Below are 11,063 nucleotides of genomic sequence, written 5' to 3'. Positions count from 1 at the left end.
GCGATCCCCTGGCGAGGCCCCGGAAGGGTGAAAGGGAATTCGGGAAGGGGAAAAGGTGCGGACGGTTCGGGATCGGCCCACAGCCCATGTATGTCCCCGGTTTCACCGGGCCATCGAGCTCATCGGCAAGCGGTGGACGGGTGCCATCGTGCAGACCCTCATGGAGGGCTCCCGTCGGTTTACGGAGCTGTTGGAAGCGGTACCGGGACTTCATGATCGCCTGCTCTCCGAGCGCCCGCGGGAGCTGGAGGCAGAGGAGATGGTGGAGCGGCGGGCAGATCGGTGGATCCCCCTCCGCCCCGCCCGGAAACGGTAGGCCTCAGGGGACGAGCTCCGGCGGCAGGACCCAGGACACCGACCACACCCCCTGCGAAGCCTCCCGTTCCAGGCAGACCACCCCGCCCATACGGAAGCGCACCAACCCCCGCTCCAGATCCCCGCACAGGAGGAGGTCGGTGAGGCGGCGCAGGTGGGGGAGGTGACCGACCAGGAGGAGGTCCTCCGTGGTCTCCCGAATCCGGCTTGCCCAGTGGGCGGGGTCGTCGTGGGGGTTGAGTCCCTGGTGGACTTCCACCCGGGCCTGGGGGAAGAACCCGGACCATACCTCGTTCCGCCACAAACCGCGCCACCCGCTCCACCTCCCGCCGGCCTTGCTCCGTGAGGGGGCGGGCGGGATCCTCGGATTCGGGTTTAGCTTCCCCGTGCTGCACGAGATACAGCCGCATTCCCCGCACCATCCTACCATACGAATCGGATGGGAGATCTCCTGCTCATCTCCGGACGGCCAGGGGTCGGGAAGACCACCCTCCTGCGTCGCCTTGCCCAGGAGCTGCAGGATCGCGTGGACGGGTTCTACACGGAGGAGATCCGGGAACACGGGGGCCGCGTGGGCTTCCGACTCGTGACCCTGGACGGATCGGCCGAGGTCTTCGCCCACGTCCGATGGCGCAATCGGCCTCACCGGGTAGGCCGGTACGGGGTGGACCTGGAGGTCCTCGATCGGTTGGGGGTGGTGGCCATCCGCCGGGCCGTCAAGGCCGGGAAGGTGGTGCTGATAGACGAGATCGGCAAAATGGAGCTGGAAAGTGCCGCGTTCCGGACCGCGCTCGAGGAAGCGATCCGAAGCCCCTCCGTCGTCGTCGCCACCGCCCTCGCCACCCCACACCCCTTGGTGGATGCCATCCGGAGAAGGCCTGGGTGCACGGAACTGCCGCTCACGCCCGCCAACCGGGAGGAGGTCTTCCGAGACGCCTTACAGTGGATCCACCGGCGATGTCCCATCCCTGGCCCTTAACACCGGAGGCGCTGGTGGCACAACAGCTGGTGCTGGCACGTCTGCACCCAGAGCCCTGGCGGTTTTCCGGAGATCTGCGGTCCGTGGCCGCCTGCTTCGTGTGCTTCCCGCGGGGCCAGGAGGGGCGAGGCCAGGCGGGGGATTTGGGATGGGCCGCGGCGGCGTTGATGCAGCGGGGGCGGCTTGTGGCGACGGCCACCGTGCGGGGAAAGGCGGGTTGGTCGTACGAGCCCGGGCTCCTAGCCCTGCGGGAAGGGCCGCTGCTGGAAGCCGCGGTCTGTGCACTTCCGGAGCGGCCGGAGCTCCTGGTGGTGAACGCCACGGGCCGAGATCATCCGCGCCGGGCCGGGCTCGCCCTACACCTGGGGTTCCGGCTCGGGATTCCCACGGTCGGTGTGACCCGGCGTCCCATGATGGCCCAGGGAGCACTCCCCCGACAGGTTCGGGGCTCTGTGAGCCCGCTCCTGCTCGAAGGGGAGGTGGTGGCCTACTGGGTGCGTACCCGATCGGGGACCGCACCGCTGGTGGCACACGCGGCATGGCGCACGGACCCCGAGACCGCGGCGGAGGTGCTGCTTCAGCTTACAGAGAGGTGGCGGACCCCGGAACCCCTACGGCAGGCCCGGGCCGCGGCCCGGGCCGCGCGGGCGGCCTCACCGCCTCGGGAACACGAATAGGTACACGGGGTTCCGGGCCCACCGGGCGGTGCTACTCCCGCCGTCCAGCAGGAAGGCGTGCGTGTACCCCATCCGGTGCATAACGGCCCGCACGCCCGCCAGGGTCTGCACCCCCTCCAGCACCGCGAACCGGGTCCCACCCTCCACCCACAGCACCGCGCGCCGCTGGGTCCTGGCCCGAAGCACCCGTCGGTCGTAGATTCTTCCGATCGTGCGCCGCCCCACGAGCAACGGCCCACCCCGCAGCTCCCACTCGGCGCGGGGATCCGGCCTCCGGTTCGCCCACAGGCGGCCATCGCGCCACGCGAGGTACGGCCAATCGGGGTGTAGGGTCTGCGGCGGGATGATGCGGGAGCCGATCCGCACCTGCTCGATGGGCTCTCCCCGCCAGTGGTAGGGGCCCGTGGTCGCGTAGAGAGCCCCGGGGGTACGGGCCCGGGCGGTGCTTAGGGTGACCCCGCCCGGCCAGTACCGGGGCCAGAGGAGGTGGCACCGGAAATCGAAGCGTACGAGCCACGTTTGAGGGGCGATGCGCATCCGTCGGAACGAACACGGGGATGCCGTGGCCGTCCCGTGCAGCAACAGCAGGGAAACCACGAGGAGAAGCGCACTTTCTCGGGCACGCATCGCAAGCCCTATGTATCCCGGGCGTGTTGCAGGGAATTGAATGGCGTATCCTGAGAGGGAGGTGGGGGATGCGTCTGCGCAAGCGGATCGCGCAGTTCCTGGAGCGGGAGCGGGTGTGTCGGGTGGCCACCGCCGACCCGGAGGGGATGCCGCATGTGGTGCCCGTGTGCCACGTGGTCCACCAGGGCCGGATCTACTTCGCCTCAGAGGCCGCATCCCGCAAGATCCACAACCTGCGCCGGAACCCACACGCCGCGGTGGCGGTGGACCTCTACACGGAGGACTGGAGCCGGCTGGTGGGGGCCTTGATCCAGGGGAGGGCCCGGATTCTCGAGCGGGGGCCGGAGTTCCGCCGGATCCGCCAGCTGCTGTATGAGAAGTATCCCCAGTACCCGGAGGAGGCGGCTTTGGAGGAGGGGGAGTCCGTGATCGTGGAGCTCACCCCCACGCACGTGGCCTCCTGGGGGCTCGACTAAGGACGTTGGATGGTTGCCGGGCTAATCGGGGGGAGGACGGTGGCCACGCTGGTGGTGGGGATGGAAGACACGGTGCTGATCGTGCGGGAGCACGGGGATGGCGGGCGGGTCGAAGAGCGCCTGCGGGGCAAGAGGGTTACGTGCGTGGCCGCAGACGCGGCGAGGTCCGGGCTGGTCGTATGTGGAACCTCCGGCGAGGGCCTATGGCGCAGTCAGGACGGGGGAGCCTCCTGGGCGCGGGTGGGAGAGGGTGTGGTGGGGAAGTCGGTGACCGCCCTAGCGGCGCACGCGGGTGTGCTCTATGCAGGCACGGAGCCCAGTGCGGTGTTCCGATCTGAGGACGGCGGCGTGACCTGGCGGGCGCTCCCGGGCCTCATGGGGCTGCCCAGCTGCGCCACCTGGAGCTTTCCCCCGAGGCCCCATACCCACCACGTGCGCTGGATCGCGACGGATCCGTACATGCCTGACTTCCTCTTCGTGGCCATCGAGGCCGGGGCGCTCGTGCGGAGCCCGGATGCCGGCCGCACGTGGCTTGACCGGGTGGCGGGTGGGCCCTACGACGCCCATACCGTCCTCCTCCACCCCCGCGCCCCTGGACGGGTCTACTTGGCTGCGGGGGACGGGTACTTCGAGAGTCGGGACCGCGGAGGGGGCTGGGTCCGGCCGGAAGAGGGCCTTCGGCACCGTTACCTGTGGAGCGTTGCGGTGCATCCGGGGGATCCGGACACCGTCCTTGTCTCTGCGGCCGCAGGTCCGTACGCGGCGCACCACGCGCGGGGCGGCGAGTCCTTCATCTACCGCAGGGCTGGAGGCGGCCTCTGGCATCCTGCGACGCGGGGCCTCCCGCACCCGAAGGGGACCACGGTGAGTACGCTCCTGGCGGACCCCCGGCGGCCCGGCGTGGTCTACGCGGCCAACAACCGCGGGGTCTACCGGTCGGAGGACTTCGGCCTGCACTGGGAGCGGCTGGAGATCCCGTGGGATGCCCGGTATGGATCCCAGCGCGTGGAAGGCCTCGCGGTGGGCTAGTCATGTACGGCCGCAGATCCCTTCCCGGCGACTGCCCTGTTACCTGGGCCCTCATCCTCACAAACCTCGTCACCTTCCTGCTGGACTTCCTGGGCTTTCCGCTTCCCGAGGCCTTTGCCTTCACGACCTTGGTCCCCTTCTCTCGCCCCTGGAGCTTTCTGACGTACCCCCTCGCGGGCGCGGATGCCATCGTGGGGCTGCTGCTGGGCGCCTACGTGTTCTGGCTGCTGGGCGGAAGCCTCGAGCGGGCGTGGGGAGGCCGAGACTACCTGATCTTTCTGGGCCTCACTACCCTCGCCACCGCCCTGGGCCTGTGGATCGGGGCTACGCTCCTCGACCGGGTGGCGGTGCTCGCAGGCCTGTGGATGCCCGTGGCCGCGGCCACCGTGGCGTGGGCGACTCTGAACCCCTACGAGCGGCTGCTGGTGTACTTTGCCATTCCGGTGGAAGGGCGATGGCTGGGGCTGCTCGCTGTGGTGATCGTCTTCTTCTCCTTCCGGTTCCCCCTCGGGGTCTTCGCCCTCACGGGATGCGGGGTGGCGTGGTGGTATGCCCGGGGAGGCCGATATGCCTCGAGCCCCCTCGAGGCATACCGGCGGTGGCGCCGCCGACGGGAGTTCCGGCGGCTTTGGAATCGGGACCGGTAGTCCGGCTTCAAGGGATCTTCACAAACGGGGGAGAGGATCAACCCGAGGGGAGTTATGCGCCTGCACAGGGGAGTGTGGATTCTCGTGGGTGTGCTGCTTCTGGGTTCCGGAGCTTCCGCCCACCATGGGTGGAGCCAGTACGATGCGAACCGGCCCGTGGAGCTCACGGGTCTGGTGCGGGAAGCAGCCTTCGAGCATCCGCACGTCATCATTCGGCTGGAGACGCCGCAGAGGGTATGGGTGGTGGTGCTCCCGCCGCCCACCCGGGCGGAACGGATGGGGTTGACCCCGCAGGCCCTTCGGCCGGGAACGCGGGCCACAGTGGTCGCCTACCCACACCGGACCCGCCCGGACGAGGTGCGGGCCCTGCGGATCGTTCTGGAGGGCCAGACCCTTCCCCTGCGATGACCCATCCCGGCCCCGGCTGGGCCGTTGCCCTGGAGCGCAGCGCCTTCGGGGCGTGGATGCGGCAGGCTCTGTGGGCGTATCCGGCCGCGGAGATCCTGCATCTCGTTGGGATCGCGCTTCTGGTGGGCTCTGTGGCGCTCTTCGATCTGCGGCTTCTGGGGCTCTCCCGGCACCTCCCCGTCTCCCTTCTGGCCCACCATCTCCTCCCCTGGGCGTGGTGGGGGTTTGCCCTGGTGGTGGTGAGTGGTCTTGGGATGTTCACGGCGCATGCGTCGGAGTGGTTGGCGAGTCCCGCCTTTCCGGTGAAGATGGGGCTCCTCGTGGCCGCGGGCCTGAATCGTGCGGTCTTCCACCACGGCGTCTACCGGACCGTGGAATCGTGGGACCGGGACGTGCCTGTCCCGCGGGCTGCCCGGGCGAGCGGAGCCCTCTCCCTCCTCCTGTGGGGCGGGGTGGTGGTCTGCGGCCGGCTACTCGCGTACCTGTAACCGTTGACCGGATGCCCGGGCCTGTGGGAGGCTGCTAGGGGAGCGGGGCTCGCGTGGAAGGTCCGGGGATGCTCAGGATCCTGGTGGTGGAGGATGAACCGGAGATCGCCCGGCTCCTGCGGTCGTACCTGGAGCGGGAGGGGTATGCGGTGGTGCTGGCCAGGGACGGCGAGGCCGCCCTCCGGGCCTTCGAGGAGGCGAGCCCGGATCTCGTGGTGCTGGACCTGATGCTTCCGCGCCTCGATGGCTGGCAGGTGATGCGGGCCATCCGGGAGCTTTCCCGGGTGCCCGTGATCATGCTCACAGCCCGGGACGGGGTGGAGGACAAGGTGGCGGGGCTGGAGCTGGGGGCAGACGACTACGTCACGAAGCCCTTCAGCCCCCGGGAGGTGGTGGCGCGGGTGCGGGCGGTGCTGCGCCGCAACCGGTGGGGCGGCCGGGAGGAGGCGCACTTCGGCGACCTCCACATCAACTACCTCACCCGGGAGGTCCGGTGGAAGGACCGGACCGTCGGCCTCACGCCCACGGAGTGGCGGCTGCTGGAGGTTCTGAGCACGCATCCCGGACAGGTGTTCACCCGGGTACAGCTCATCGAGCGGGTCTACGGGTACTCCTACGAGGGCCTGGAACGCACCATCGACGCCCACATCAAGAACCTGCGACAGAAGATCGAGCCGGATCCCAAAGAGCCCCGGTACGTGCTCACCGTCTACGGGGTGGGGTACAAGTTCGCGAGGCAGCCGGATGGCGGATGACGGGAGGATCCGCGGGCGGGGATGGACCCTTCGGGCACAGCTTAGCCTGGCCTTCGTGCTGGTGGCCGTGGTCTCGGTGGCCCTGGTGGGCCTTTGGGCGCAGCACATCATGGATCGACAGTTCACGCGCTTCCTGGAGCGGGTGCGGAGGGGAGAAGTGGGCTGGATCACGGAGCAACCCCCGCACATCCGCGAGCTCTTCTACAGCACCGGGCAGCCGAACTGGACCCACCGGCTCTTCCACGCCTCCCGGCGGAAGTTCCTGCGGGCCTTCAACGCGTCCCTGTGGCTGGGCGGCGCCACGGCAGCCGCGGTGGCCGTGCTGGCGGGCGTTTGGCTTGCGCACCGGCTCACCCGACCCCTCAGGGATCTGCGGCAGGCGACGGGTCGCATCGCGGCAGGGGATCTGCGACAGCACGTGGAGCCCGGGCCCGGGGAGATCGGGGAACTCGCTCAGGCCTTCAATGCCATGGCGGCGCGGCTGGAAACCAACGAACGGCTACGGCGGGAGTTCCTGGCCGCGGTGGCCCACGAGCTGCGCACTCCCCTTTCCATTATCCAGGCGAACCTGGAAAGTTTCCTGGACGGTGTGGCGGAACCCACCCCGGAGCGCATCGCGACCCTGCACACCCAGTGCGCGCTCCTCGCTCGCCTCATCAGCGACCTTCGGGATCTCAGCCTGGCGGAGGCTGGACGACTCCAATTGCAGCGGACCCCCACGGATCTCGGAGACCTGGCTGCTTCCTGCGTGGAGGGTCTGCAGCCCTGGGCCGAGGAACGTGGAGTCCAGGTGATCTTGGAGGCTTCGCCGGGCTTGGAGGTAGAGGTGGATCCCGACCGCATGCGGCAGGTGCTGCAGAACCTCCTGCACAACGCGATTCGCTTCACCCCGCCCGGGGGAGCCGTGCGGTTCCGGGTCTCGCGGACCGCGCAGGGGATACGGATTGAGCTTGAGGACGAGGGACCTGGGGTCCCGCCCGGGGACCTTCCCTACATCTTTGAGCCCTTCTACCGGGCGGATCGGTCCCGATCCCGGGAGACGGGGGGGAGTGGACTGGGGCTCGCGGTGGTGCGGAGGCTCGTGGAATCCCACGGCGGGGAGGTGCGGGCGGAGAACCGGGTGCCACGGGGAGCCCGGTTCGTGGTGGAACTCCCGTCCTGAGGGGGAGGATGCGGTTTCTATGGCCGGAGGCCCTCTGGGGCCTGCTCCTGGTGCTCATAGGGGGTGCGTGGTATCTCCGGGCGGTGCGCGCCCGATCCGCCCACGCCATCGCTCACCCTTCCCTCCCATACCTCCTTGCTCTCCCGGGGCTCCGCCGGGATGCCCACCTCTCCGCGGGGCTGTACCTCCTTGCCCTCTCCACCGTGGTCCTGGCCCTCGCGCGCCCGCACCTTCCATGGCCGGCTCCTGCCCACCGGCCCGTGGTTCTCATCCTGGACGTGAGCCGCAGCATGGAGGAGACGGACATCCCGCCAAGCCGCATCGAGGCGGCGAAGCGGGCGGCCCAGGAGTTCGTGCGAGCCCTGCCGGGAAGTGTGCGGGTGGCCGTGGTGACCTTCGGGAACTACGCGAGCGTGGTGGTGCCCCTCACCGCGGACCGGGGACGCATTCTGGAGGGGATCGCAGGGATCACCACCCAGCTGCGAACGCAGCTGGGCAACGGCCTCGTGGAGGGCGTCCGGGCCGTGGCCCCGGGGGAGAACGCCCGTTTGCTATCCGGTGCACCTCAGGCCGTTGCCATCCTGCTCTCGGACGGACGAGCCAGCGACGGGATTCCCCCTCTGGAGGCAGCCCGGTTCGCCCGCGAACGTGGGGTGCGGGTGTACACGGTAGGCATCGCCACCCGGGCGGATGCCTCGCAGCTGCGGAGCGGATACTGGGGAGTGCTGGATGAGGAGACGCTCCGGGCTATCGCCGCATACACGGGCGGGCGCTACTACCACACCGCCTCTGCGCGGGAGCTCCGGGCCGCGTATCGAGACCTCGCCCGGACCGTGGGATGGACTCACCGGCCGGAGGAGGTGACGGGTCTGGGAGCCCTGCTGACGGCCCTCCTCCTCTTGAGCGCGGTGGTCGTGCACGCGCGCCGCACCCCCCTGGAGGGGCAGTTTTCCGCTCACTCTCTGGCCGCGGAGGCCCGGCGCAGCCGGTCCATGATGGCCCGGCCCAGGCCCACCTCGGGCACGGGCTCCGCGTAGATCCGCTCCAGCCCCAGGGCGTCTAGTTCGTGGAGCAGGTCGAAGAGGCGCGCGGCCGCTTCCCGCAGGTCTCCCCGCGGGGAGAGCACCCGCACCGCGGCGAATCCGTCCTCCGGGGGCTGCCGGAAGGCGAGGTAGGCACTCCGAGGACGTGCCAGGGCGGGAACCTCCTCGGCCCGGGCGATGGAAAGGCCCGTGCGCGGGGCGTAATGGGAGGGGAGCTGTCCCGGGGCGCGGGGACGGCGGGATACGGTGGCCACCTCCACCGATCCCAGCACCGCCTCTAGTTCCTCCACGGGAATCGCACCCACCCGCAGAACCTGCGGAGGGTCCTGCAGGACGGAGACGATGGTGGACTCGATGCCGTACGGCGTGGGACCTGCGTCGAGGATGAGATCCACGCCTTCGGTCAGGTGCCTTGCCACGTGCTCCGCCCGTGTGGGGCTCAGTCGTCCAAAGGGGTTGGCACTGGGCGCGGCCACCGGGGTTTCGGCGCGCCGGATGAGCTCCAGGGCCACTGGGTGCGAGGGCTCGCGCACCGCCACGGTGTCGAGTCCTGCCGTCACGATCCCGGGAAGTTCAGGCCGCCGGCGCAGCACGAGCGTGAGGGGGCCAGGCCAGAACCGACGGATCAGGACTTCTGCCACCGGCACAACCTCCAGGACGACCCGTGCCAGCATAGCGCGATCGCACACGTGCACGATGAGAGGGTCGAAGGTAGGGCGCCGCTTCACTTCAAAGATGCGGGCCGCGGCCACGGGATCCAGGGCGTTGGCCCCCAGCCCGTACACCGTCTCCGTGGGGAACGCCACGAGTCCCCCACGCCTCAGGATCCCCGCGGCCTCCTCGATGGTCTGTGGGGTTGCGGGAACCACGCGCGCCATCCCGCCTTACAATACAATTCAGGGGGAGGGTGCGGAATGGCCCTTGTGCTGAGCTTCCAATGCGGCCGGTGCGGTCAGGAGTACGCGGTGTACTATCCGAAGGCGGTGGTGTACCCCCTTTACGGCCATGGAACCCGGGAGCAAGGGGCCCGGGAGGACGAGGAGGAGGCCCGCAGTGGGGCTTTGGATATCCTCCGCGCCCGGGCGGAGTCCCAGGGAAAGGTATGGGTGAACGCCGGGGAGGTCCAGCGGATCACCTGCGGCTGCGGGAAGGACCTGAACCTGGACCTCTCCCTTCACCCTCGCATCCCCCAGCGTAAACCCTCCGGTCCCCGGCAGGTGGGCCTCATCCCTCTGCATCCGAGCCCTCCCAGGAAGGAGTAAGGGACCCACCGGAAATTCATCGGCTCTTCACACTCGCCGGTAGCCTAAAGCACGGGGAGCCTTCGTGGGAGGGGACGATCCGTGCGGTCGGTCGCCTGGGTTCTCGCCGGTATCGCGGGCGTGAGCCTCGCCCTCCACGGTGCGGCCACGGCAGCCGCGAGGGTGGAGACGTGCACCCCTACCCCTCCCGATGCGCTCGGCCCATTCTACCGCCCGGGTGCGCCGGTGCGGACGTCGGTGGGCCGCGGCTACGTGCTCACCGGACGCGTACTGGGGGCGCCCAGCTGTCGACCGGTACCGGGCGCCCGGTTGGAGTTCTGGCTGGCCGGCCCGGACGGGCGCTACGGGGATGCCTACCGGGCTACGGTGCTTGCGGATTTCGAGGGGATGTATCGATTCGAGAGCCACTTCCCGCCCGCATACGGGGGGCGACCTCCCCACATCCACGTGCGGGTTTCCGCGCCTCGGTATCGGGTGCTGGTGACCCAGCACTACCCGCGTCCTGGGATCACCGAGGCCCGGTTCGACCTGATCCTGGAGCCCGAACCCTAGCCAGGAGGAGGTGTCCATGAAGCGGCTGTCCCTTTGGCTTGTCGCGCTGGCTGTATTCCTGAGCCTGCCGGCCCACGCCCTGACGGCACCGCAGGCAGGCCTGGAGCGGTACGTGGTGGTCTCCTCGGAGTCGGAAGCCCGCTACCGGGTCGGAGAGACGTTCCTGGGCGAGAACCGGTTCAACGAAGCCGTGGGACGGACGCGGGAGATCCGCGGCGAGATCCTGATCCACCGGCGCAACCCCGCCGCAAGCCGGGTGGGCCCCATCGAGGTGGACATCAGCACCCTGCAGTCCGATAGCCCTCGCCGGGACAACGCCATCCGCCAGCGCTGGCTGGAGTCGGCCCGGTATCCCAAGGCCCGATTCGTCTCTACGGAGATCCGGGGCGCTCCCAGCGCCTACCAGGAGGGGCAGTGGGTGGCGCTGCGGGTGGTGGGAGAGCTGACCATCCGGGAGGTGACCCGGCCGGTGACGTGGGAGGCCCGGGTGCGGCTCCTCGGGCAGGAGCTGCGGGCGGAGGCGACCACCACCATCCGCATGACGGATTTCGGATTTGATCCGCCCACGATCTTCGGGTTCGTGCGGGCGGAGAACCAGGCGAAGCTGGAGCTGGATCTGGTGGCGCGGCGGGAGAGTCGGTAA

At 69.6% G+C, this 11,063-nt stretch carries 17 protein-coding genes; 14 read left to right on the top strand and 3 right to left on the bottom strand.

Features of this window, described 5'->3' with window-relative positions; all coding sequences use genetic code 11:
* The first annotated feature begins 55 nt into the window (after positions 1–55).
* Positions 56–316, top strand: coding sequence for a helix-turn-helix transcriptional regulator (locus N0A24_00390; GenBank protein MCS7171874.1), 261 nt, complete (start codon positions 56–58; stop codon positions 314–316).
* Between the two features lie 3 nt (positions 317–319).
* On the opposite strand, the gene N0A24_00385 is transcribed toward N0A24_00390, so the two are convergent.
* Positions 320–619 (bottom strand): hypothetical protein, encoded by a 300-nt coding sequence (locus N0A24_00385; protein ID MCS7171873.1) that lies wholly within the window; start codon positions 617–619, stop codon positions 320–322.
* Positions 620–754: 135 nt separating this feature from the next.
* Between N0A24_00385 and N0A24_00380 the strand changes: the two genes are divergently transcribed.
* Complete coding sequence (locus N0A24_00380; protein MCS7171872.1) at positions 755–1,294, top strand: NTPase; 540 nt, start codon at positions 755–757, stop codon at positions 1,292–1,294.
* 14 nt (positions 1,295–1,308) lie between these two features.
* A complete protein-coding gene (locus N0A24_00375; protein MCS7171871.1) occupies positions 1,309–1,971 on the top strand; it encodes an endonuclease V in 663 nt (220 codons plus the stop codon).
* On the opposite strand, the gene N0A24_00370 is transcribed toward N0A24_00375, so the two are convergent.
* The gene (locus tag N0A24_00370; protein ID MCS7171870.1) at positions 1,948–2,598 is read right to left on the bottom strand and encodes a hypothetical protein; all 651 of its coding nucleotides are present in this window, start codon (positions 2,596–2,598) and stop codon (positions 1,948–1,950) included. The genes N0A24_00375 and N0A24_00370 overlap by 24 nt on opposite strands.
* Before the next feature lie 68 nt (positions 2,599–2,666).
* Between N0A24_00370 and N0A24_00365 the strand changes: the two genes are divergently transcribed.
* The 8 genes from N0A24_00365 to N0A24_00330 all read left to right on the top strand — a co-directional run bounded on the left by N0A24_00365 (position 2,667) and on the right by N0A24_00330 (position 8,600).
* Complete coding sequence (locus tag N0A24_00365) at positions 2,667–3,074, top strand: pyridoxamine 5'-phosphate oxidase family protein (protein ID MCS7171869.1); 408 nt, start codon at positions 2,667–2,669, stop codon at positions 3,072–3,074.
* A 39-nt stretch (positions 3,075–3,113) separates the two neighbouring features.
* On the top strand, positions 3,114–4,103 hold the full coding sequence (locus tag N0A24_00360; GenBank protein ID MCS7171868.1) for a hypothetical protein: 990 nt from the start codon (positions 3,114–3,116) through the stop codon (positions 4,101–4,103).
* A gap of 2 nt (positions 4,104–4,105) precedes the next feature.
* Positions 4,106–4,750 (top strand): DUF1751 domain-containing protein, encoded by a 645-nt coding sequence (locus tag N0A24_00355; protein ID MCS7171867.1) that lies wholly within the window; start codon positions 4,106–4,108, stop codon positions 4,748–4,750.
* A gap of 54 nt (positions 4,751–4,804) precedes the next feature.
* Positions 4,805–5,158 carry a DUF6152 family protein gene (locus tag N0A24_00350; protein ID MCS7171866.1) on the top strand — a complete coding sequence of 118 codons (354 nt, stop codon included), beginning with the start codon at positions 4,805–4,807 and terminating at the stop codon, positions 5,156–5,158.
* Positions 5,155–5,646, top strand: coding sequence for a hypothetical protein (locus N0A24_00345; GenBank protein ID MCS7171865.1), 492 nt, complete (start codon positions 5,155–5,157; stop codon positions 5,644–5,646). Before N0A24_00350 ends, N0A24_00345 begins: the two co-directional genes overlap by 4 nt.
* Before the next feature lie 68 nt (positions 5,647–5,714).
* Positions 5,715–6,401, top strand: a complete 687-nt coding sequence (locus N0A24_00340; protein MCS7171864.1) for a response regulator transcription factor — start codon at positions 5,715–5,717, stop codon at positions 6,399–6,401.
* On the top strand, positions 6,391–7,563 hold the full coding sequence (locus tag N0A24_00335; GenBank protein ID MCS7171863.1) for a HAMP domain-containing histidine kinase: 1,173 nt from the start codon (positions 6,391–6,393) through the stop codon (positions 7,561–7,563). Before N0A24_00340 ends, N0A24_00335 begins: the two co-directional genes overlap by 11 nt.
* An 8-nt stretch (positions 7,564–7,571) precedes the next feature.
* Positions 7,572–8,600 (top strand): VWA domain-containing protein, encoded by a 1,029-nt coding sequence (locus N0A24_00330; protein ID MCS7171862.1) that lies wholly within the window; start codon positions 7,572–7,574, stop codon positions 8,598–8,600.
* Here the strand turns inward: N0A24_00330 and N0A24_00325 are convergent.
* Positions 8,519–9,484 (bottom strand): L-threonylcarbamoyladenylate synthase, encoded by a 966-nt coding sequence (locus N0A24_00325; GenBank protein ID MCS7171861.1) that lies wholly within the window; start codon positions 9,482–9,484, stop codon positions 8,519–8,521. The genes N0A24_00330 and N0A24_00325 overlap by 82 nt on opposite strands.
* Before the next feature lie 36 nt (positions 9,485–9,520).
* Here N0A24_00325 and N0A24_00320 point away from each other — a divergent pair, with 36 nt between their 5' ends.
* The 3 genes from N0A24_00320 (at position 9,521) to N0A24_00310 (ending at position 11,063) form a co-directional block, all read left to right on the top strand.
* The gene (locus N0A24_00320) at positions 9,521–9,868 is read left to right on the top strand and encodes a hypothetical protein (protein ID MCS7171860.1); all 348 of its coding nucleotides are present in this window, start codon (positions 9,521–9,523) and stop codon (positions 9,866–9,868) included.
* 81 nt (positions 9,869–9,949) lie between these two features.
* Positions 9,950–10,420, top strand: a complete 471-nt coding sequence (locus tag N0A24_00315) for an intradiol ring-cleavage dioxygenase (GenBank protein ID MCS7171859.1) — start codon at positions 9,950–9,952, stop codon at positions 10,418–10,420.
* Between the two features lie 16 nt (positions 10,421–10,436).
* Positions 10,437–11,063 carry a YceI family protein gene (locus N0A24_00310; protein MCS7171858.1) on the top strand — a complete coding sequence of 209 codons (627 nt, stop codon included), beginning with the start codon at positions 10,437–10,439 and terminating at the stop codon, positions 11,061–11,063.

This window comes from Armatimonadota bacterium (genome assembly GCA_025059775.1).
Taxonomy (GTDB): Bacteria; Sysuimicrobiota; Sysuimicrobiia; order Sysuimicrobiales; family Sysuimicrobiaceae; genus Sysuimicrobium.
This window is presented reverse-complemented; position numbering and strand designations above follow the sequence as displayed.